19 protein-coding genes are annotated in these 23786 nt (G+C 39.9%); 6 read left to right on the top strand and 13 right to left on the bottom strand.

What is annotated here, in order from left to right:
- The first annotated feature begins 23 nt into the window (after nt 1-23).
- The 3 genes from mbcS to ABE099_RS18885 all read left to right on the top strand — a co-directional run bounded on the left by mbcS (nt 24) and on the right by ABE099_RS18885 (nt 5954).
- The gene (mbcS, locus tag ABE099_RS18895) at nt 24-1616 is read left to right on the top strand and encodes an acyl-CoA synthetase MbcS (protein WP_430032862.1); all 1593 of its coding nucleotides are present in this window, start codon (nt 24-26) and stop codon (nt 1614-1616) included.
- 128 nt (nt 1617-1744) lie between these two features.
- A complete protein-coding gene (locus ABE099_RS18890) occupies nt 1745-4339 on the top strand; it encodes a beta strand repeat-containing protein (RefSeq protein WP_430032861.1) in 2595 nt (864 codons plus the stop codon).
- A 196-nt stretch (nt 4340-4535) separates the two neighbouring features.
- On the top strand, nt 4536-5954 hold the full coding sequence (locus tag ABE099_RS18885) for an NTTRR-F1 domain (RefSeq protein ID WP_430032859.1): 1419 nt from the start codon (nt 4536-4538) through the stop codon (nt 5952-5954).
- Between the two features lie 192 nt (nt 5955-6146).
- Here the strand turns inward: ABE099_RS18885 and ABE099_RS18880 are convergent, their stop codons facing one another.
- The 3 genes from ABE099_RS18880 to ABE099_RS18870 form a co-directional block, all read right to left on the bottom strand.
- Complete coding sequence (locus ABE099_RS18880; RefSeq protein ID WP_430032857.1) at nt 6147-8087, bottom strand: FAD-dependent oxidoreductase; 1941 nt, start codon at nt 8085-8087, stop codon at nt 6147-6149.
- A gap of 177 nt (nt 8088-8264) precedes the next feature.
- Nucleotides 8265-8543: a MerR family transcriptional regulator gene (locus ABE099_RS18875; RefSeq protein ID WP_430032923.1), complete on the bottom strand. Its 279-nt coding sequence runs from the start codon at nt 8541-8543 to the stop codon at nt 8265-8267.
- 28 nt (nt 8544-8571) lie between these two features.
- The gene (locus tag ABE099_RS18870; protein WP_430032855.1) at nt 8572-9219 is read right to left on the bottom strand and encodes an SMI1/KNR4 family protein; all 648 of its coding nucleotides are present in this window, start codon (nt 9217-9219) and stop codon (nt 8572-8574) included.
- A 400-nt stretch (nt 9220-9619) separates the two neighbouring features.
- Between ABE099_RS18870 and ABE099_RS18865 the strand changes: the two genes are divergently transcribed.
- Together ABE099_RS18865 and ABE099_RS18860 are read left to right on the top strand one after the other, a co-directional pair.
- The gene (locus ABE099_RS18865) at nt 9620-9889 is read left to right on the top strand and encodes an ACT domain-containing protein (RefSeq protein WP_430032853.1); all 270 of its coding nucleotides are present in this window, start codon (nt 9620-9622) and stop codon (nt 9887-9889) included.
- Nucleotides 9890-9918: 29 nt separating this feature from the next.
- Entirely contained in the window at nt 9919-11274 is a 1356-nt protein-coding gene (locus tag ABE099_RS18860; RefSeq protein ID WP_430032921.1) for a PFL family protein, read from the top strand.
- A 170-nt stretch (nt 11275-11444) separates the two neighbouring features.
- Here the strand turns inward: ABE099_RS18860 and ABE099_RS18855 are convergent, their stop codons facing one another.
- Complete coding sequence (locus ABE099_RS18855) at nt 11445-13052, bottom strand: mannitol dehydrogenase family protein (protein WP_430032852.1); 1608 nt, start codon at nt 13050-13052, stop codon at nt 11445-11447.
- Nucleotides 13053-14129 (bottom strand): mannonate dehydratase, encoded by a 1077-nt coding sequence (gene uxuA, locus ABE099_RS18850; protein ID WP_430032850.1) that lies wholly within the window; start codon nt 14127-14129, stop codon nt 13053-13055.
- A gap of 280 nt (nt 14130-14409) precedes the next feature.
- Here uxuA and ABE099_RS18845 point away from each other — a divergent pair, with 280 nt between their 5' ends.
- Nucleotides 14410-15075 (top strand): GntR family transcriptional regulator, encoded by a 666-nt coding sequence (locus ABE099_RS18845; RefSeq protein WP_430032848.1) that lies wholly within the window; start codon nt 14410-14412, stop codon nt 15073-15075.
- A 116-nt stretch (nt 15076-15191) separates the two neighbouring features.
- Here the strand turns inward: ABE099_RS18845 and ABE099_RS18840 are convergent, their stop codons facing one another.
- From ABE099_RS18840 to ABE099_RS18805, 8 genes are all read right to left on the bottom strand, one after another.
- On the bottom strand, nt 15192-16385 hold the full coding sequence (locus ABE099_RS18840; RefSeq protein WP_430032846.1) for a S1C family serine protease: 1194 nt from the start codon (nt 16383-16385) through the stop codon (nt 15192-15194).
- Between the two features lie 33 nt (nt 16386-16418).
- Nucleotides 16419-17762, bottom strand: a complete 1344-nt coding sequence (locus ABE099_RS18835; protein ID WP_430032844.1) for an FxLYD domain-containing protein — start codon at nt 17760-17762, stop codon at nt 16419-16421.
- A 428-nt stretch (nt 17763-18190) separates the two neighbouring features.
- Entirely contained in the window at nt 18191-18592 is a 402-nt protein-coding gene (locus ABE099_RS18830; protein WP_430032842.1) for a DUF6508 domain-containing protein, read from the bottom strand.
- A gap of 238 nt (nt 18593-18830) precedes the next feature.
- Complete coding sequence (locus tag ABE099_RS18825; protein WP_430032840.1) at nt 18831-19217, bottom strand: hypothetical protein; 387 nt, start codon at nt 19215-19217, stop codon at nt 18831-18833.
- 273 nt (nt 19218-19490) lie between these two features.
- Entirely contained in the window at nt 19491-19757 is a 267-nt protein-coding gene (locus tag ABE099_RS18820; RefSeq protein WP_430032838.1) for a hypothetical protein, read from the bottom strand.
- Between the two features lie 688 nt (nt 19758-20445).
- Nucleotides 20446-20988 (bottom strand): hypothetical protein, encoded by a 543-nt coding sequence (locus ABE099_RS18815; RefSeq protein WP_430032836.1) that lies wholly within the window; start codon nt 20986-20988, stop codon nt 20446-20448.
- Between the two features lie 488 nt (nt 20989-21476).
- A complete protein-coding gene (locus tag ABE099_RS18810; RefSeq protein WP_430032834.1) occupies nt 21477-21896 on the bottom strand; it encodes a hypothetical protein in 420 nt (139 codons plus the stop codon).
- 40 nt (nt 21897-21936) lie between these two features.
- Nucleotides 21937-23786, bottom strand: a 1850-nt coding sequence (locus ABE099_RS18805; RefSeq protein ID WP_430032832.1) for an RHS repeat domain-containing protein, incomplete at its 5' end; no start/stop codon positions are given.

Genomic DNA, 23786 nt, shown 5'->3' with positions numbered 1-23786 from the left:
CGAATAAAAAGGAGATTATCCTAATGAACTTTGAGCAATGGAACGCACCTGAACAGTACAATTTAACTTCTGAGATGGATCATCATCCTGAGAATAAAGTTGCGCTTAAATGGTTAAATGAGCAAGGAGACTATGAAGAAATAACGTATGGCAACTTAATGAAAAAGGCAAACCAGCTTGCAAATGGATTAGAAAAGCTAGGCTTGAGCAAAGGGGATCGTGTCCTCGTGATGGTTCCACGCCAAATTATTGCCTATGTAATTTATTTAGCTTGCCTAAAGCTAGGGGTTGCTGTAATTCCATCCTCAGAAATGCTACGCGCCAAAGACTTGGAATATCGCTTTAACCATTCTGGAGCCAAAGCCGTAATTGCTTGGTCCTCTCTAACAACTGAGGTTGATAAAATTGAAGTGGACACGCCTTCATTAGCTTATCGTATTTCAGTTTCTCAACATGATGAAAAACCAGCATCAGGCTGGTACAATCTTGATCAGCTTATGCATGAGCAAAGTACTGAGTTCGAGACCGTTGCTACGCATCGTGATGACATGGCAATTTTAGCTTATACTTCGGGTACAACAGGGAATCCAAAAGGGGTTATCCATAGTCATGGCTGGGCATACGCACATTTAAAAATTGCCTCTACGCTATGGCTAGATATTCAACCAGAGGATACGGTGTGGGCAACGGCAGCACCTGGCTGGCAAAAGTGGATTTGGAGCCCATTTTTATCGGTTTTGGGAAAAGGAGCAACAGGTATTGTTTACCATGGTTCTTTTCATCCAAAGCAATATCTTAGCTTAATTGAGAAGCATAGAGTTCAGGTATTATGCTGTACACCAACTGAGTTCAGACTGATGGCGAAAAGTGGCCATTTAGGAGAACATGATTTAGCTTCATTACGAAGTGTAGTCTCTGCGGGTGAACCACTAAATCAAGAGGTCATTAATACATTTAAACGTGAGTGTAACATTACGATTCGTGACGGCTATGGACAAACCGAAAGCACCTTGTTAATCGGAACTTTAATGGATACACCGATTCGATTAGGTTCAATGGGAAAAGCTATATCTCCTAAATTAATTGAAATTGTTGATGAGGATGGGACACCTGTTGCTCCAAATGAAATTGGTGACATCGCTGTTCATTTAGATATGCCGGCTCTATTTAAGAGCTATTATAATGACCCGGAACGTAAAAAGAGCAGTCAACGTGGTCAATATTTTGTTACAGGCGATCGTGCAAGGGTAGATGAGGATGGGTACTTTTGGTATGAGGGTCGGAACGATGATATTATAATTAGCTCTGGTTATACGATTGGACCATTTGAAGTCGAAGAGGCTTTGATGAAGCACACTGCTGTTAAAGAATGTGCGGTTGTTGCTAGTCCAGATGAAATCAGAGGCTCTGTTGTAAAAGCTTTTGTTGTATTGGTGGATGGTGTTAGCGAATCACATGATTTAGCACGTGAGCTACAAAGTCACGTCAAATCGTTAACAGCACCTTATAAATATCCAAGAAAAATTGAATTCATTGCTGAACTACCTAAAACAACATCGGGTAAAATTCGTCGCGTAGAGCTTAGAGAAATGGAACGAAAGAACTCGCTGCTTTAAGAGGATTAAAGATTAGTAATGTTAAACAAGTATGACGGTTAAGCGGAATAACACCTTTTTTTAAACATAGAGTGATACAAGGAGATTTTTTACGTCATCTATATGGGGTGGGTATTCTGACTATTCGCTTGGGCAATAAAATCATCAATGGAAGCTTTGAAAATGGTTTTGATTCCTGGGTTCCCATAAATACTATTCTCAATTCATCAGCTAAAACTGGGAATTTCAGCGCTGAAATGCAAAATAGTTTAACATCTCCCTCTGTTCAACAAGCGGTAATCGTTGAACCTGGAGCGGGGTATTATGTATCTGCATCAATAGCTAGGTATGGAAGTGGAGTAAGTCCTATTGTCGTTATTTCTGTAAGTTTCTTTGATGTAAATATCAATTTTTTAAGTAGCGGACTTTTGCTTGTAACTCAACAGGGACATTTTGAAAGCAGTGAGTGGAGTGTGTTTGAGGGAATCACTACAATTGCACCTCCAACGGCAATATACGCACAGCTTTCATTTACGTTTTTACCCACACCCTCTTCAAGTAATATTCTTGTTGATGATGTTATATTTATGGATGCAACACTTTTAAGCGGCACCACTGGTGCTACTGGCCCCACTGGTGCTACCGGCATCGCTGGGGCTACTGGTGTTACGGGTGCTACCGGAGCTACGGGTTCAACTGGTTCTGCTGGATTAACTGGCAGCACGGGAATCACGGGCATTACTGGGGCGACGGGCGATACAGGTGCTACTGGTTTGACTGGAGTTACCGGAGTAACTGGTAGCACGGGGAACACTGGTTTGACTGGGGCGACGGGCGATACGGGTGCTACTGGTTTGACTGGAGCTACAGGAGTAACTGGCAGTACGGGGAACACCGGGGCTACGGGCGACACAGGTGCGACCGGTTTGACTGGTGCTACTGGAGTGACGGGCAGCACGGGGAACACCGGGGCTACAGGCGATACGGGTGCTACTGGTCTGACTGGAGTTACGGGAGTGACAGGCAGCACTGGTAACACAGGGGTTACTGGAGCTACAGGCGATACGGGTGCTACTGGTTTGACTGGAGCTACAGGAGTGAGTGGCAGTACGGGTAATACGGGGGTTACTGGGGCTACGGGCGATACGGGTGCTACTGGTTTGACTGGAGTTACGGGAGTAACTGGTAGCACGGGTACCACTGGTGTTACTGGGGCGACAGGCGATACGGGAGCTACTGGTCTCACTGGTACTACTGGAGTGACTGGTAGCACGGGGAACACTGGTGTTACTGGGGCAACAGGCGATACGGGTGCTACTGGTCTGACTGGTACTACTGGAGTAACTGGAAGTACGGGGAACACGGGCATTACTGGGGCAACAGGTGATACGGGAGCTACTGGTCTCACTGGAGTTACGGGAGTGACGGGAGTGACGGGCAGCACGGGGAACACGGGCATTACTGGCGCGACAGGCGATACGGGTGCTACTGGTTTGACTGGAGTTACGGGAGTAACTGGTAGCACGGGTACCACTGGTATTACTGGAGCTACAGGCGATACGGGTGCTACTGGTCTGACTGGAGTTACGGGAGTGACAGGCAGCACTGGTAACACAGGGGTTACTGGAGCTACAGGCGATACGGGTGCTACTGGTTTGACTGGAGCTACAGGAGTGACTGGAGCTACAGGAGTGACTGGAGCTACAGGAGTGACTGGCAGTACGGGTAATACGGGGGTTACTGGGGCTACGGGCGACACAGGTGCGACCGGTTTGACTGGTGCTACTGGAGTGACGGGGAACACTGGGGTTACTGGGGCAACAGGCGATACGGGTGCTACTGGTTTGACTGGAGTTACGGGAGTGACGGGCAGCACGGGGAACACGGGCATTACTGGCGCGACAGGCGATACGGGTGCTACTGGTTTGACTGGAGTTACGGGAGTGACGGACAGTACGGGGAACACGGGCATTACTGGCGCGACAGGCGATACGGGTGCTACTGGTCTGACTGGAGTTACGGGAGTGACAGGCAGCACTGGTAACACAGGGGTTACTCGAGCTACGGGCGATACGGGTGCTACTGGTCTGACTGGAGTTACGGGAGTGACAGGCAGCACTGGTAACACAGGGGTTACTGGAGCTACAGGAGCCACAGGTGTTACGGGCGCTACGGGTGCGACCGGCATTACTAGTGCTACTGGAGCTACAGGGGTAACTGGCAGCACAGGCACCACTGGGATTACTGGAGCTACGGGTGCTACTGGGGCCACTGGCGCTACGGGTGTTACCGGTGCTACTGGAGTTACGGGTATAACAGGTGTGACTGGCTCTACTGCAGGTGCCCCTACACTTTCATTTAGTAATAATAACGGCAGCATATCTGTTTTTCCACCGTTAAACACTGAAGTAACCGTTGCATCCGTAACCTTAAATGTGATAACTGGAAATTTATTGAAAGTTGACTATGCGCTTTCATATGAAGGAGTATTCACATCAAACTGGTCGGTTACAGCGGAATTTCGTTTGTATAGAGATGGCACTCTAATTACAACTCGAACTTTAAATCGAAGTGGATCACCAGCAGGGACTAATCGTTTCCCAGTAGCTAACACATACGTCGATACAGTTCCAACTACTACCTCTAGCACCTATGAATTACGTGTAATTACAACAGCTGCCAGTAGCTTAACCTCTGCTACAACAATTAATCGATATTTGAATATTATTTTATTTACACCTTAATCTCAAACATACTCAAATCTTCTAATAAACTAAGGCTGCCGAGTATTTCTCGCCAGCCTTTTTAATCTCTATTTTAATGCAATACATTTTGTGAAATTTAATTATTCTTAATAGTTTAGATAAAGCCCTAGTCTTAAATGACATGGGTTTCTTAATTACGTTTTGGCCATTATTACTCAAGATGCTTTTACTCTAATTGGAATTACATAGTAACAACACAACGCCCATTTTAGTAGAGCTTGGAGTTTTTTGGCATACAATGTATTTATGTATGAAGCTCTATTGTTTATACAACAATTTGTGTGGGGTGGTTAAGCTGACTATTAGTTTAGGTAATAGAATAATTAACGGTAGTTTTGAAAATGGATTTGATTCGTGGTTTCCTGTAAATGCTGTTCTTAATGCTTCAGCTAAAACTGGAAGTTTAAGTGCAACATTGTTAAATGGGGCTTCTGCTCCCTCTGTTAACCAAGCAGTAACGGTTGAGCCGGGAGCAGGATATTTTGTATCTGTGTCATTAAAACGAAATGGAAGCGGGATAAGTCCTGTTACTGTTATTTCTGTAAACTATTTAGATACTAATATCAATTTTTTAGGCACTGGACTTCAACTTATAGTACAAGAGGGGCATTTTACAAATGAAGACTGGAGTGTATTCGAAGGATTGACCACTACAGCTCCTTTAACGGCAGCCTTTGCTCAGCTATCCGTTACGTTCTTGCCTTCGGCTTCTGCAAGTAATATCGTTGTTGATGATGTAATCTTGATGGATGCAACACTAATAAGTGGTGGTGGTGGGGCTACTGGGGCTACTGGGGCCACTGGCGCTACGGGACCAACTGGTCCAGGAGTTGGTGATACTGGAGCAACTGGGGTTACAGGCGCTACGGGTGCCACTGGCGAAACTGGGGCCACTGGCATTACTGGTGCTACTGGAGATACTGGTGTAACTGGAGCCACTGGCGAAACTGGGGCCACTGGTGCTACTGGCATTACTGGTGCTACTGGAGATACTGGTGCAACTGGAGCCACTGGCGAAACTGGGGCCACTGGTGCTACTGGAGATACTGGCGCTACTGGTGCGACGGGCGCTACTGGGGCCACTGGGATTACTGGTGTCACCGGTGCTACTGGAGCCACTGGCATCACTGGTGCTACTGGAGCTACTGGGGTCACTGGTGTTACTGGAACAACAGGTGACACTGGACCAGGATCCACATTAGCATTCTCAAATACTGCTGGTGCCCTTGCTGTAGCACCACCATTAAGTACTGAAGTTACAGTAGCAACTGTGACTACTACTGTCACTACGGGAAATAACTTAAAGGTTGATTATGCAGTAGATTATCAAGGGGTATTTAGTGCTGCTTGGACTCTTACTGTTGAGTTTAGATTATATAGAGACGGAACTTTAATTGCTACACGAACTTTAAACCAGAGTGGCGCAGCAGCAGAAACTGTTGAATTCCCAGTAGCTAACACCTATGTGGATACAGCTATAACTACTGCATCCAGCACCTATGAAGTACGTGTAATTACAACAGCTGCTACTAACTTAACCTCCGCATCAGCAGTAAATCGCTACTTGAATGTTACACAGTATACAACAACTTAAATAAGTTCCTATATTTCAAAGAGCTTTTTTAATACCTTATTTCAAAAAACTTCGAAAATTAATAAAGGGGCTGCTCAATTTCAGAGTAGTCCCTTTTTATATAACACTTATTAGCCTTTAATTTATATTTTTATTATTTTTCACTCAACAATTAACAATGTAAATCAAATTAATAAGCTTTTTCTTTGTTTGTTATTTTACTTGCACTGCGACTTTTGCCGCACTCTCCCCACCTAGTCGCCCTGAGGTGAAGGCATACCCGATACCAACCCCATTACCTACATAAGTATCATTGTAGAGCACACCTTCAGATTCAAGTCCCACTGCATACAGACCCTTCACGGGTATACGTTGGTCATTTAATACTTGGAACTGAGTATTCACTAGCAAGCCGCCTACAGAACCAAGGTTATTAATTTCTGCAATGATAGCATAATATGGTCCTTTTTGCCCCATCGGGGTTAGATACGCCTTCTCCTTCCCAAACGCAGTATCCACACCAGCTTGAATTGCATCTTGATATTGCTCATAGGCTTCCTTAAAGGTATTTTCATGCATTCCAGCATTTTTAGCCAATTCCTCAACCGTATTTCCTTTATAGCCATCTCCATTTGCAACCATGCTCTCAAATACTTTTTCTGCGTTTTCCCAAGGTGTGTCAAGCTTAAATTGATCCTTAAAGTTTCCATAAAATTCAGGCGGCATCCCAGGTAACTTAGGTGCCTGAATCCCACCCATCCCTTTCGCTGTAAGCGTATCAAGCTGGGCTTTAGATACAATTACGAGGTGATAAGCACCATTAAAAGCACTTGTATTCGCCGCTGCAACGGGTGTAAGTGTTGCAGCTTCATCTCTAAAGCGTGCACCAGCACTTCCTACATTCATAAAGTTAGGCAAATAAGTTAGCATAAGTGGATAACTTGCTTCAAAAGGAGTGTATTGTTTTTTTAATCTCTCCGTTGCTCTAGCCAACGTCTGGTGCAGCATTTGTCCACCAAAATTATCTGGAACCTTTGCCCCTGCTGCCCAAGCAATTTCTAAGCCTTCACCAACATTTTGTCCTAGACCACCATTTACTCCTTCAAAGCCAAAGCTTTTCTTTACCATTTCCTTATTTGCAGCATAACCACCAGTTGCCATAATGACACTTTTGGCTGTAACTTCTAATGTAGTACCGTCTGACTTCACTGCTTGAACACCGATCACAACACCTTCATCATTAGTAATTAGCTTTTTAGCTGTTGTTTCTGTTAGTACTTGTCCTCCATTTTTTTCAACGGAAACGGCAAGCATTTTTCTTAATGTAGCTTGACGCGACTCATATGGCGGCAATACATGAAGCTGCTCTCCCCCAAAGTTCAAAAACTTTGTTTTATAGCCTTTTTCATTAAGCCAATCATAGGTTTGACCTGACTTCGTGACATATTGACGAATGGCAGAGGCATCTACCCGCCAATGATTGTTAACAATCCAATCCGCAATTTCCTTCTCCACCTCAACCTTTACACCTCGGCTTACAGCCTCAGTTGAGTTATAAAATTTCCCTGCCCAAGACAAATTACTTGCTCCACCAATATTGGCTGTCTTTTCAATGATGATTACCTTTGCTCCATTATCTGCCGCAGATACCGCCGCTGAGACTCCAGAAGCACCTGCTCCTACTACAATGACATCTGTCGTTAGCTGTTCTGTTTTACCCTCTCCAGACCTTTTAACTGCTGTTTTTAATACTTTAATATCTCCACCTGCCTGTCGCATCGCATTTTCAACAGCATCTATCATCGCTTTACTGGATAAGCTTGCACCACTGACGGCATCAACAGCTAGCGTCTGCTCTGCAATGATTTGATCCTTTACTTTTTCTAGAGCAGCATCACCTAATCCACCTGTTTCAGACTGACTCACAATTTTGATATCTGTGATTCGGCTATCCTCGTTCACTGTCACCTCAACCTTAATTTTCCCATCCTTTCCTTCTGCCTCGCCTGTGTAAGTTCCTGCGATAAAGGTGGTATCTCCACGCTGTGTTGTCTCTTCAGATGAGTTCCCTGTACAGCCACTAAGAACACCTACTACAAGTAACAAGCCCAACATTACACTCAAAAGTTTGCTAAGTGCTTTTTTACTCCCCATTTTCACCTCTCCCCCTTTGCGTTACTTTTTCAAACTTTTCCTTTTGTTGCACTCCCATCATTGATTGTAATTTTTTTCACTTAAATGCCCTCGCTGTTCCTTAATTTCACACTCATAAAGGGTATGCTCAGCTTCACTAATTTCATTCATCATTTCAGTAATACGGTGTAATAACCGCTACTTCTGTTCTATCTCTAATTGCATATTGCGTCTGCTCTCTTCAAAGCTACGCAAGATGCACCCCGTGGGGCTCTCATTTACTAGAACGACGGTTTCCTGTAGAGACATTTCTGCACTTCTAAACCAGCGACTCATCAATAAGTTCCTCGCATCTAAATCGCTAAAATAACGATAGTGGTTGTGATCATCTTTTTGTGGAGACACAATGTCGTGCTTTTCGTATAATCGTAATGTATCTGTTGTTAAACCAAGGATTGAAGCAAAGTGACCAATCATATATTTCAAATTTTTATCTCCCCTTCCCTCACTCATCGTTATCCTTATAAGGTTTCATAGGGACGATTAACAGCCTTGCCATTTCTTCGAAGGAAGGAAATATTTCTCTTATGTAGGGTTGGAGGAATGCGCGAACAGCTTCACCATCTTGTTGAGCATCATCCACTTGATGTAAATAATCATGAAGCACCCATACTACAGGATAATCACCTTGTTCGTTAGGATTCCGTAAATCAAAGCAAATTGGTCCTTGTCCGTCTTCCCCCACTGCAAAGGGCAAATAACCTGCTAATAACATAGGATTCCAGTTCTCGATTAGGCTGATGACTTCACTCAAGCCCTCACCTGTAAGCAATCTTGGCATTTCAATAAAGGCGCAATCCCCCTTATAGCTAGACCCTTCCTTAATATTCTTAAACTGTAGCTCAATATAGTGATAAGCTCTCAAAAATTGCTTATACAGCTCTGGATATTTAATTGCATATTGTTGCTCTATGACTTCAATCTCTTCCATCGTAATCGTAGAGTTTACAATCTTCCAATCTATCCATCCTTCTTCATCCACCTGACCATTTCTCATATCCATCGGAACCATTACCTCAACATGTCTCATAAGAAAATCTGGAACTGAATTAAAATATGCGGCTAAGCTTTCTTTGATATCAAACTTGAACATAACTACTCCCCCTATGTATAAATGTTGAATTTCTATCTTATGCCCAATTAAGGCCTAAACTTAATTAGTGATTAGCTAATGAAAGTTCTAGGCGAAGGACAGAGGGATTGTGGAGTAATGTAATGGTCGCATTTAAAACTAAATTTTTACTTTGTTTGTGACATCCAATAATTTAAAATTTAATTTTAACAGCGAATGAAACAACCCTCTGTCTGTAGTGACACCCCCTGTCTTCATTAATCACTAACTTCTCCTATGCCTTAATTTCTCCTTAAATTATAAAACATTACACATAATAAGACATCTCACATTGCCCATTAACCTTTTTTCTGACATAATAATCTGAAAATCATATTCGGAAGCCTGTAAAGGAACCGTACAATTAAGGGAGGCAATTATATTGAAGGGGATTATTACGGTATTAGGAAAGGACAGAGTAGGAATCATTGCTAAAGTCTGTACGTATCTTGCGGAGCAACAAGTTAACATTCTTGATATTTCTCAAACGATTATCCAAGGATATTTTAACATGATGATGATCGTAGATGCCTCTGCTTCTACTAAAAACTTTGATCATTTAGTTGAAGATTTACAACAGCTCGGCGTTGAAATTGGGGTCGAAATTAAGCTACAGCACGAAGATATCTTTAACACAATGCACCGTATATAATTTGCTTGCCTTTGGAGGGATTACGTATGATTTCACTTGTTGAAGTTCAAGAAACAAATAAGATGATTCGCGAAATGAATTTAGATGTCCGTACCATCACGATGGGGATCAGTTTAATGGATTGTGGACATCCCGATTTAAAAGTATTTAATCAAAAGATTTATGATAAAATTACTCGACTTGCAGAAAATTTAGTTAAAACAGGTGAGGATTTAGAAAAGCAATTTGGAATCCCCATTATTAATAAACGAATTTCGGTTACGCCGATTGCAATTGCTGCGGGCGGTGTTCAGACAGATACGTATGTCCCTATCGCCGAGCAATTAAATAAAGCAGCTAAAGAGGTTGGCGTAAACTTTTTGGGTGGTTTCTCTGCGCTCGTACAAAAGGGAATGACTAAAAGCGATGAAATTTTGATTCGTAGCATTCCTGAAAGCTTGGCGGTCACCGAAAGAGTGTGTGCATCGGTCAACATTGGCTCTTCTCGTAGCGGGATAAACATGGATGCAGTGAAGCTCATGGGTAATATTATCAAGGAATCTGCGGAGCTAACTGCGGATAATAACTCTGCTGGCTGTTCTAAGCTCGTTGTATTCTGTAATGCGGTTGAGGACAATCCCTTTATGGCAGGTGCCTTTCACGGACCAGGTGAACCTGAATGCTGTATTAATGTAGGCGTAAGTGGCCCTGGTGTTGTAAAACGTGCACTAGAGGAAGTAAAAGACAAAGATTTTGAAACTTTATGCGAAACGATTAAACGTACTTCCTTTAAAATTACGCGTGTTGGACAGCTAGTAGCCCAAGAAGCATCTAAAAGATTAGGTGTCCCGTTTGGGATTATTGATTTATCCTTAGCTCCTACCCCTGAAATCGGAGACTCTATCGCTGAAATTTTCCAAGTAATGGGCTTAGAGGAAGCAGGTGCACCAGGCACAACTGCGGCATTAGCCATTTTAAATGATAACGTGAAAAAAGGTGGCGTAATGGCTTCATCCTATGTTGGCGGATTAAGTGGTGCCTTTATTCCTGTCAGTGAAGATCATGGCATGATTGAAGCGGTTCAAAAAGGCGCTTTAACACTTGAAAAGCTTGAAGCGATGACGTGTGTGTGCTCCGTAGGTCTCGATATGATCGCCATTCCTGGACATACCTCCCCTGCTACAATTGCGGGAATTATTGCGGATGAAGCCGCTATTGGTATGGTCAATAATAAAACAACTGCGGTACGAATTATTCCTGTCATTGGCAAGGATGTTGGTGAAATTGTAGAATTTGGTGGCTTGTTAGGATATGCCCCAGTTATGCCTGTCAACTCGTTTAGCTGTGCAAGCTTCATTGAGCGTGGTGGACGAATCCCTGCACCGATTCATAGCTTCAAAAACTAAGTTAAGTAGCTTAAATCTAGGGTGAGTCTGAAAAAGTTAATAAATACACTAAAAAACAGGGAAACTACTTAGGAATTAGAAGAGAGTTTTTTCTCTTGTTCCTTATAGGTTTCCCTGTTTATTTAGACTCCATAGATTGTCATGAGCCGATTTCTGTGTTGAGCCTAAATTTATTTCACATATTTCAACAATGCTTCACGAACCGCACCTGCGCCCACCAGCATTTCATGGAACATACCTTCAATTTTTGTACCTAAACCAATTTCATATAAATTTACGCCAAACAATTGCTCATCTTCAATAATCGCTTTAACATTAGAGCTTGTATCCCCAAGTGATGCCCCCTGCAAGCGTTGCTGCAATACGTCCATTAATGGATCAGGACTGAGCTCAAATGGCTCTCCAGCATCATTGATTCCTAATAAATATCTGCACCACATCGCAATGGCTAATGGAATGCTAGTTAGGCTTGTAGCATCCAAATCTTCTCTAGCCACATAGGATTTAATCGTTTCTCCAAAACGAATACCTACCTTTTGAGAGGTGTCTGTAGCAATACGCTGAGGTGTGTCTGGAATAAATGGATTAGCAAAACGTTCATGAATGACTTCATCTAAAAACTGCTTCGCATTTAAAATACCTGGGTCTACCACTACAGGAAGTCCCTCTTCATACCCAATGTTTTCAACCAGCTTACGTAAGCTAGGATCCTTCATTTCGTCTGCAATTAACGTATAGCCTAATAAACAGCCTGAAACCGCAAGTGCGGTATGCAAAGGATTCAGGCAAGTGGTTACCTTCATCGTCTCTACCTTGTTTACAGTATCACGATCAGTGAAAATGACTCCCGCTTCCTCAAGCGCTGGTCGTCCATTTGTAAACTTATCCTCAATGACTAAATATTCAGATATTTCAGCATTTACAAATGGTGCAGTATACGTATTTTTAGAGGTAACGATGATCTCCATGCCCTCCACACCTTGCTCTTTAAGCGACTGCTGTACGATAGAAGACGGGCGTGGTGTAATTTTGTCAATCATGGACAATGGGAAAGTTATTTTGTGCTCATCTTCAAGATATTGAATAAATCCGGCTTCAACATGCCCTCTTTTTACCCATTCATTTGCAATCGTTAGCACACTAGCTCTAAGCTTATCTCCATTATGCGAGCAATTATCCAAGCTCAAAAATGTCATTGGAAGCTGTCCCTTTAGGAAACGGCGATAAGCTAATGAGGTTACAATACTCATCAAATGAATTGGATACTCAGGACCATTTTCAATATCCTTAGTCACAATACCAAGGTATTGGCCTTGAGCATCATGCAGAGCATACCCTTTTTCCGTAATTGTAAAGCTAGCTAGCTGTAAGCTTGGGTTTTCAAAGCAAGCAAATAAGCGATCATATTCTTCCTTCCGTTGCTTTTCAATCGCTAGTGCCTCAACAATGCTACTAATAACCTTTTTATGGAAATTTCCATTTGCACTCATCAGCACTAATAGAGTTAAGTTATCATAAGCTTTATATACAGAATCGATTAATTCATAATCAAACGTATCTACGGTTACAATTCCCGTACTTGCCTTACCAGTATCTAATAGCTTTTGATGGGCGTGAGCAACAAATCCTCTAAAAATATTACCTGCTCCAAAATGTACCCATTGTGGGTTAGTTGCGGTATTTTTTGCTACTTGCTCATAGTCAAACTGAGGTAATTCAATTCCTGCCGCTTCCCAAGCTGCCTTGTTTTCCAAGCTTTTGCGGTTTAGCTGTAGCATTTATTTTTCCCCCTTAGCCTTCTCCAAGCTATCCCATACTCCAAGCATATACATAATGCCTAATGCTCTATCATATAAGCCGTATCCTGGACGGCAATTTTTTTCTTCGCCCCATAAATGTCTGCCATGGTCAGGACGCACATAACCGGTATAACCATTTTCATGGTACGCCTTCACTACCTCTGCTACGTCTACACTGCCATCTCTACCCCGATGAGAGACCTCAATGAAATCCCCATTGTCAAACACCTTCACGTTACGAATATGTGCAAAATAAATACGGTCATGGAATTCACGGATCATCGCAGGTAAATCGTTTTCTGGATTAGTACCAAGTGAACCAGTACAGAACGTCAAGCCGTTATAAGGGCTATCTACCATATCAAGGAACCGACGAATCGTGTCCCGACTCCGAATAATACGAGGCAAGCCAAAAATCGGCCAAGCTGGATCATCAGGATGGATTGCCATTTTAATGTCAACCTCTTCACACACAGGAATGATCCGCTCTAGGAAATATTTTAAGTTTTCAAACAATTTCTCTTCGTCCACATCTGCATATGCTGCAAATAACTCATCTAGCTTCGCAAGTCTTTCCGGCTCCCAGCCTGGCATTGTGAAGTCGCCTGCACCTTTAAGTACGCGATCTACCATTTCTCGAGGATTATCTGTAATTGCCGCCTTTTCGTAAAATAACGCATTAGACCCATCTGGCAGCTCTTTATACAACTCAGTACGCGTCCAGTCAAACACAGGCATAAAGTTGTAGCAAATTACCTTAACGCCAACTTTAGCTAACTTTCGAATCGTATCAATATAAATATCTATATATTTATCGCGTGTTGGCAAACCAATTTTAATATCATCATGCACGTTCACGCTTTCAACTACGGCTGGGCTAAAGCCTTTTGCAGTAATTTGATCCGCTACCTTTTGGATCTCTTCCATTTCCCACACTTCACCTGCGACCTTATGATGCAATGACCAAACGATCCCCATTACTCCAGGAATTTGTCTTACATGGTCAAGTGTAATATTATCATTACCTTCACCATACCATCTCCATGTCATATTCATTGCCAAGCCCTCCTTGTATTCATCAAAATAATAGTAAATGAATGACTTACAGCATCGTATTCCAACGTATAACCTTTAAAAACATCTTTAAAAATCTAGTATTTTGTTTAACTTGTATACAAGATTTTTTCTTGATAATAATATAGGAATAAAGCGTTGTCAACTAATAAATAACAATTATCTTTATGAAAAATATTTGAAGTTTTATCAATTTTCTTTTTCATACCATCAATAACATGTATACTAGTAACAAATCTATTCAATTGAAAGTTGGAATGCAATGTTTACCAAGGAGCAAATTATTACGATACTCAAACATGAAATTGTGACGATGGAACTCACACCAGGCACAATGATCAGTGAAACAGCCCTATCTGAACGCTTTCAATTATCTAGAACACCTTTACGTGATGTGTTGAAGCAGCTAGCAGCAGAAGCTTATATAGATATTTACCCAAAAAGGGGGAATTTTGTCTCCTATATTGATTTAGAATCAGTGGAGCAAATTATTTACTTAAGAAGTATTTTGGAGAAGGAGATCATTAAAGAATTAACCACACGTCTATCGATCACCAACATACACACTTTAAAGGGGATTTTAGAGGAACAAGCTCTTGCGATTGAAAACGAGGCACCTACAGATACCTTTCTAGCATTAGATGACAAATTCCATCACACCTTGTTTAAGCTAGCAGGACGACAATTTTTGTGGGAAATTATTCAACAACGTAATGTTCATTATGTAAGATATCGTAGATTACACATGCTAAAAAGGGAAAAATTAAGTGATATTTTACAGGAGCATCAGCTTATTTTAGAACATATGGCACATCAGCAAGTGGATAAAATAGATTCACTGATTCAGCAGCATTTAAAGGATGATATTAATTCATTAGATTTTCAGATGGAATTTTCTAAATATATCGGGTCTGCTTCCTCTGTGTAGGAGGTGGCTGAAAAGCATAGAATTAGAGCATAGAATTAGAGCATAAAATGAAAGTATAAAAGAGAGGTCTTAAAGCTCACTATTTTGATGACTTCTAAGACCTCCGCACTCTACTATTATTTTAGCTTTTTTCCTACACCCTTTTGCAGCTTTAATACACCATTCTCATAGCTCAACGTATAATTCACTTCATACCGCTGTTTCACTGTTCCATCCTGATGACGTTCAGTTGCTTCAATGACCGCAGATACCTTTGCACCTTCAAGATTTTCTTCGATTGTCGCTACCTTTTCTACAACAACGCTAGACGTGTACAGGTAACCTTTACGAAAATTCTCATAACTAGTGCCACTTTGCCACTGACTGCCTAACACAGCATATGCTGATACATAATCACCTGAATTTATCGCATTATAAAAATAAGTGACAAGCTGTTCTGATGTGGAAACTGCGTTAGAACCCTCCCTATTTTTTTGCAAAATTGCTTCATTCATCGGTTTTTTGGACCAAGCTTCTGCTTGCTTTAAAATTTGCGTAATTGGAATGCTAAAGCCAATCCCTGCTTCCTGTGACGCAGAGGCGGAGTTGATCCCCAATACCTCACCCGTTGTTGCACTAACAAGTGGCCCACCACTATTTCCGTGGGTAATAAATGCAGAAATTTGATACATATTCGTATATACATAAGGGTCAATTTCAAAGTTACGACCGATTCCACTTATAATTCCAGTGGTCACTGTATTTTCTAAACCAAGTGGGCTACCTAGGGCTAGGATCTCATCGCCCGTTTCTGCTTTTGTCGTAGATATAGGCAATGGATCAAGCTTTTTTAACTCTGGCACACGCACAACAGCAATATCTATGTCATCCCCAATGCCAATCACCGTTCCTTTGTATTCCTTGTGATTTAACATTCGCACTGTGACCTCAGAGTAACCTTCGACTACATGCGCATTGGTTAACAAATCGCCTTGATTGTTATAGAGGAAACCCGTTCCTAGTCCCCCTGCACTCTCAATCGTAACAACACGTTTTTGACTCGCCTCGATAATTTCTTTTTTTGTCTTGGTATGTTTTTCGTTATTTGATGAATTGGACGTGCTTGATTTATTTGATGCATTTGAAGCATTTGATGTGTTCGATATATTTGATGGATCTGTACTGTTTACGGCTTTTACCTCTGAAGACGCTAATAACGGCTTTTGTGTAAGCTGATTCTCCGCGTAGTTATGAATCCAAAAAGCCCCCGCAAACCCTGCACATAAAATAACCACAATGGACAGAATACTTTTCCATGCTCCCTTAGACACCCTATCCACCCCTTTTCCTAACTTGATTCAAAGTTAATCTAAAAACCACGTAGCATGACTAGCAGTCACGCTTGCCTCTGCATAGGCACTATTATACGTTGTTGTAAAGCTACCTACGGCATTAGTATCTAAATAATAGGGATCAACATAAGCATTGACTTGATTCATGTATTTACCCTCTAGATCATAAATATCAATCGTTAATTCAACATCATAAATCGGTCTGGTCGCAACATTTTTTATTTTGCCCGTAATTTTTAGATCACCATATTCGTCTAATACAGCATTAATGCCTATGACTTGGACAGCAGAGGTTTGATTATTTAAGGCCTCCTCCGCCGCCTTCTGTTCAGCTAGCTCTATTCGTTTCGCTTCCGCTTGTTCAAACATTTCACGTTTTTCTACAATGTATTTACGATAATCACTTAATTTATTGCTATTAGGTACATGATAAAGTCCATAATCTACGATTTGTAGTGCTTTAGGAAAGTCTGCTTTTTTTAGCTTTACTTCCGCTGCCTTATAGCTTACATCCACTAATTTATTTTTAATCTGCTTGGCGATAGCCTCTGCTTCTTTTCCCTCTATTTTGTTGATCTCATCTAGCTTTTCAACTAAAGCATCTACCGAATCCAAGGTTTCTATTTCAGCCTTCACCTTTAGCACCGCAAGTGTTGTCTGGTTCGTTGCCAACTCTTTATGCAAGGGTGCAAAAATAGGTTCAGTTCTTTCTTTTAAGCCAACAGTAACTTTATCCAGTACTTTTTGACCTAAATCGATTTTTTGCGTTTTTAACTCATTAGCTGCCTCTGCAAGCTGTTCTTGTAGGCTAATCGCTTCTGTTAAAATGTTTTGATCACTAATTAAAGCTTTATTTTGAGGTCGTTCTGTTAGTGCAGTATCGATGAGCTGCTTTGCCTCCTGATAGTGACCAGTTAACGCTTTTTCATTGGCCTCAGAGTGCAATTTTGTAACCTGCTCGTTAATGCCCATTTCGTATTTATAATACATAATCAAAGACATGATCGTTACACCTATTACTAAAAGAGGAATCATCCACGCTATAGGTTTAGGTTTTGTTTTATTATTTTGCGTATTAGTTGATCGCCTTGATATTTGTGAATTATATGAATTTTTTGAATTATGTCCATGTTGAGCACCTTGTTTATTTAACTCTAAGTCGTCGCTGCTTAACTCTGATGCCGATGCAACTTCCGACTCTGATTTCGCCGAAGCCGAAGCCAATGGCGAATTATCTTTGCCAAATCCTAATTGATGTAGCAAATCTACACCATCATGCTGGATTAGCTTCGTTCCACATTTTATACATAACGCAGTGCCTAATTCATTCTTAGTTCCACACTCGTGACAGTACAAAAAAACTCCCCCTCATGTTCCCGTTTCTCTCTTTTCTCCCTACATGTGTAATCTTCTAATTCTGTAACACTATATTTTATAAAATAAATAAGGTTCTATCTTAAAATAATACCAATACATTTTACTGCAATTAAAAGAAATTTTATTTTAACAACAATCGTAACAACTCTCTATATCGGAGCCACAAGCCTCCTATCGTTGTTAGGTACTAGTTTGATAGAGCCATAAGTAAATCTATTTTGACACTATCATATCTAAAAACTTAATAGTTAGCTAGTAAGCACACGCAAAACAAACCCGCCCTACATTATATGCAGAGCAAGGTTTATTAAACAATTTTATTGGGATTGATTCAGGGTTTGAATTATTAGATGACAAAAATCCAGGTTTGCGTAGGAATAAAGGGTTCTGGATTAGTTTTAAATAAATTATGGAGTTTGTATGCTTCCATCATCTAAGAGTTGTTTGATACGTTGTAGAATCGCCAGAAACACACCCTGATCAATCATTTGCGCATAGGTGCCCGAGCAATAACGCTCCTGACGGGTAATTGTTGTGATCCATTTGCGGATGGTATCAAAATCCATCTCTTTGACTTGCTCTGCTAAATTTTCTCTAGTTGTAATCTGCTCCTCGCTAAACGTATGCCAATCAAAACCAACGATGACTAGCATTTCTGAAGCCAGCATAATGAACTCATAAAACTTTTCTGAGTAGCGAAAAGGATCAAAGCTCAACTCATTTTCAACTGTATATTTAGGTTCATTGGACTCGAAAAAAGGAATGAACTGTAGCAGTTGGTGGTAGTTGTTATGATTTTGGTCGGACAAGATAAGACCTCCTTTATCATCTATACATATACCAAGTTACAGTACATATAAGAGGACCGCAATAAAATAAATTTAACTAATACAGGTTGATTATAGTGATATCTGCCTTAATACATTGTTAGTGGTTGAATGAAAGGTTCATTCGGCAACAGGTAATCCATAAAAAAGAAGCCTTGAAAGGCATGAAGCCAATCAAGGTTGAAAAAGTAGTACTCAAAGATCCCATGATCTAACATAGCTATATATTATTCTCATACATAATTAATTTATCTATTTCAAATCTCAAAAAACTTTGTACCCCTGGAGGAACTCCTTCAGTTTCAAGGAGAATAATACTATTGCCAAAACGAACTACCATGCAACCATCCTCGTCACTAATTGATTCAAATTCCCCTTCGAAACAAACTCTGTTATTTATTATTTTGATTGAATATAAATGTGTGTTTGTCTCATGGATATCCTTACCCCATTTTAATACATTTGGAATTTCTATCTCGACATCGTAGGACATGCCCTCCTTTGGAAGTGCTCCCTGCCACCAGGCCGTGCCCTCACCAAATTCAGAGGAAAATACCACCTTTGTTTCTTCGTTATTTTCCTCAAAACTTTTAATTATAATTTTCATCTCTTCACCTCTTCGGATTTGGAGCACGAACAACAGCATTAACTACATTCATCACATCATTAAGAGGGTCATAGGTTCAGAATTTCTCATGATAATGGTGTTTTGTAGGACTTGTGTCAAGTTTTGATATTATCCTCATTGGGCAGGCTCATCAGTTCTAGGATGAATATTTGTGTGTTCCCCAGACTAATTCAACTTAGTACTAAGTGTAAGATTTTATCCCCTATGAAAAAAATAATATTTAATTTAAGGGTATAAATCTTAAACAAATTATTAATATTTATTTATTTTTTTGTGTATTTCTGCAAATTCTAATAATTCTAATCCTAACGAATCTGAATAATCCCAGGAATCTAATATTAATCTTGGATTACTCAATATCAACTCTTTCCCTTGTTCAATTAAATAAAGTTCATTTAGAATAGTTTGTAACTGATAGATATTTTTTTTACTTTCTCCCTTGTGTACTCTTTCTATTTCATCAGAAACTTTATTTTTTAATTCAATATTTTTTTCAAACATTTTCTCTTCTAATGACATTTTATTAAGTCCTCCAAATTATTATAGAAAACCTTGAGAGGGAAAGTACCAAAAAAGTATGTAAATATTTATTAAAAGTATTAATAATATGAATTTGAACTAATACACTGAAAGTAACATTGATATTTCACTTTCACATCTCCCATACGAATAGTATCACCAGCTTTAAGTTTCACCTCTACAACTGACTTTGGAGTAGCTTGTAATGCAAATTTATCTTGTATTTGTAAAGGGGTTAATCCTTTTATATCTTCTGCCTTTCATCACCCAACCACCATACATACCAGACACTTTCCCATCATAAGCTCTAACAAAAACTGTATCTTTTTTTTATTTTATTTCTTGAACAACCGTTTTTTCAGTATATGGAGGGTTCTCATAAACTTTTTCTGCCCATCAAAAATTCACAATTTCAGAAGAACTATATTTGTTTATTTCAACTTAGTTGCTCATCCAGAGCATGACACCATCTCTACCTTTGCCAAATCATTTTACCATATAAAATTTCAAAAAGAGGCTGACACCAATATATTGGTATCAACCTAAAAAATTTTTGTATTAAGTTAGTTAAAACCCATTTCAATTATTTAGCTATATAAACATTAAAAAAGGAAATACTAAACAAGGTTATAGAAAGGACTGTTAAATTCAAGTTATTTGTAAGAATAATTTCTACACTTTATTTCTTCTAATATGCTAGACTTTCTTTGAAAAGATTCCCCTTATTAATATCTAATCGGAAATTATATCTGTATCTACCATACTGATCTTCGTTATTTTTATCTCCATCACACACAACCCATACACTTTCTTTGGACCAAGTAAAATAAAGCAACTTAAATCCTTCGGGCTGATTCACTTTAAATAAGAGATCGCCTTCTAAATTATATCCAATTAGTTCTGACTTACCTCCATCACAAAGAATCAATATTCTTTTAAATAGTGGAGAATATAACACTTCTTGTATTCCATGAATATTAACCTTTTTGGTTTTCCCGTCATTGCCCCATTCAATAATACCTAATTTCATATCACAAAATAGCTTTAAAACACCACTATACGAATAATAATAAACCTTCGTTGCTACATAGTTCTCTCCTGCAACAACACGTATTAAATTCAAATTATCTTCTTCAGTAGCACAAAAAGCCTCTATAATTTCTAAAACAATTTCACTCTGATTGTATTTCCAATTAATAAATCCTTGATTTACGGTTAAGTTCTCAATCATCGCCTTCTCCTATCTTATTTCCGATATTGATATAACATCTAAGTACTCCATTGCATTTGCATTTCTATCTAATAAAAGATTAATTTGATGGGCTCCTCCACTTAAATACGTATCAGTGCTTAGATATTAATTCATCAATATTATTTGATAAAGAAACATTGAATAACCACGGCTCTGTCCTTTCTTGAAGTATGATACGTTCATCTGCCTAATTTTGCCAATCTACTTTACTGTAATACTCACTAAAAGTAAATGATACTTCTTGTACCAGATGTCGTATATGTTCAAAATAATCCCAAACTATGTATGCTAGTAATCCTTTATACTTTTCCTACCTTACATCCCTTAACTTTTTTTATGACTAAAACAGTTCAATCATCTTATTCTTTTTATTAAAATGAAAATAGGCTCAGTCCTACTTTCAATTCAAATGAGACTGAGCACTATAAGATATCTTTATTTAAAAATGTGGTTTAAATTTATTTAACTTATTGTTTTGGATATTTATTAATAAAATCTTCAAGTACTTTTTGTGTAGCTATACCACACTTTGGAAGAATCTCTTTAATTCTATTAAAAATTTCCTGATTATTTGATACCAATTCAATATTAGTTGGATTAAGGATCACTCTTAATGAATCAACACATATTGTAAATAATTCTTCGTTATCTATACTAGTTAATAAAATTAAACTTTTAATTACGGCATCATCGTTAATGTGACTATCGACACAGTAAGCATACCTAACCTGCCAATCAGTAGATTTTGAAAGAATTGTATTCAATAATTCTTTCCAATCATTATCTTTGAATTCCTCTAACATCTCTCTAGCAATGGAAAATCCCTCATCATACCAATAATCTACTGTAAATTCTCCCGATAAATATTTGTCTAATTCTTCATACATTTTTGATTCCTCCTAATTATTATTGACTAGATTATGTTTGTTACTGAAAACCCGATAGTAATGAATTTGCACCCCCACCTGTCGGGTACCCACTTACTACATCATTTCCAATTTTTATAACCTCAACCTGCACACCATCAACTACGCCTCTATGCAAGGTTGCTCCATCTCTTATACGTTCACCAATTTTTGTTGTGTCTCCTATTTTAACAATACTATCAATTATTTTTGAATCAGACCACGCTTCTGGAAAGAGCGTACTTGTCTTGAGCTTTGCAAGATTTCCATCTGAAAATTGTGTTGTAAATTTAACCTTTTTTGTTCCATCAGCATTAATTGATACATCTTCAACGGCATAATTAGGATGATAATTTGTAATACTTCCAGAGTGCCCCCCAATTATTTCGTTTCTAGCAGGATCTTTACGTTGACCAAAAAGTATTTTTTCTTTCATCTCATCTGTAACTAAGGTGCTACAACCTATCCCATCTAACCCCAACGGATCCACATACAGCACTGGATCACCATTTACATAAACATAACGGTTAAATTTCTGCCCTTCGGTTATTTCGCCTCGGATTACATCCCGGTTTAAAAACCGCTTCAGTTCTGTATGGTAATATCGTGCTCGCATATAGTATAGCCCATTGATATCATGCATGACACCATCTCTACCGTTATACTGAAACGGTTGCGATGTTGATCCCTCGAAATGCTCTACTTCGCCATAGGTTCCATAGGCATATCGGTCTGTGACTAAGCCGTGCTCATTCGTTAGGATGGTTGTGCTACCCCGAATATTGCTATGATAGCTTTGATAAATCCCTGTCCCTACATCTTCTCTACCTATTAACCCAAGTCCATATACGTAACGAGCAAGGACATTCCCTTCACCATCTAACTCCATTAATAATCGACTAAATCGACTTGAATCGTCCACAACATAGCGTGTGACTTTTCCACGCCAAATGCTTTCAATGCGTTCATTTCGCCAGTTATACCGATATTTCATGCGACCAGTTTGGATGATGCGGTTACGAGCATCATATTCATAAGCTGCCATTTTTTCGCCATCTGTGAAGTACAGCAGGTTCCCATCGGCATCATGCTCTGTTGGGTAGTTGCCAATGCGGCGTAACCGATTATCTGCACTATAGCTGAATACAGACATTGAGTTAGTTGAACCTCGACCAAATTCACCTAGATTATCACCAGTACTTGTTCCTCTTGCTCCTAATATTCCTTTTGCTTCTTCTAATCCTTGTATTCCTTCAATTCCCAATCCTGTCTCTGTGTCTACTTCCTTCTGCTCCGTCAGGTTACCACCAAGATCATAACGATAATACGTAATTTTACCTTGGTTAGCTCCACTAACTAAGCGGCGAAGCTGATCATACGTATATTGCTTGTTCTGCTCTCGTACAATTTGACCCACTTCATTATACTCATATTTTAAGTCCTGGATCATAATCCCCTGCGCAGTGACATCCTGTTGGCGAAGGAGCTGACCTAAGACATCATAGCTTCGGCGTTCGCGTGTCCCATTTGGACGGTGGGTCTCGATCACACGTCCATTCGCATCATACCGATACCGTGTTAATCTGCCTGCCCAATCCTTCACCTCCGTCAATTCACCTGCTAAGTTATAGCGGTATTCCACCACTTTCCCATCCGGGTACGTCAAATGTGTAAGGTTGCCGACTTCATCATAAGCATAGCCAATTCGCTTACCCCATACATCCCATTGCTCGATCAATCTACCTAAAGCATCATAGCTACGACGGATAGTCTGTGTGCGTTCTTTCCCTTGATCTTCAGTTTGGAGTGAAGCCTCTTGCTTCTGCTTTGTTTTCCATGCTCCAACCTGACCTGAAGTTAGGCTGACCGTTT

The organism is Paenibacillus turicensis, from assembly GCF_050461185.1.
GTDB lineage: Bacteria > Bacillota > Bacilli > Paenibacillales > Paenibacillaceae > Fontibacillus > Fontibacillus turicensis_A.
This window is presented reverse-complemented; position numbering and strand designations above follow the sequence as displayed.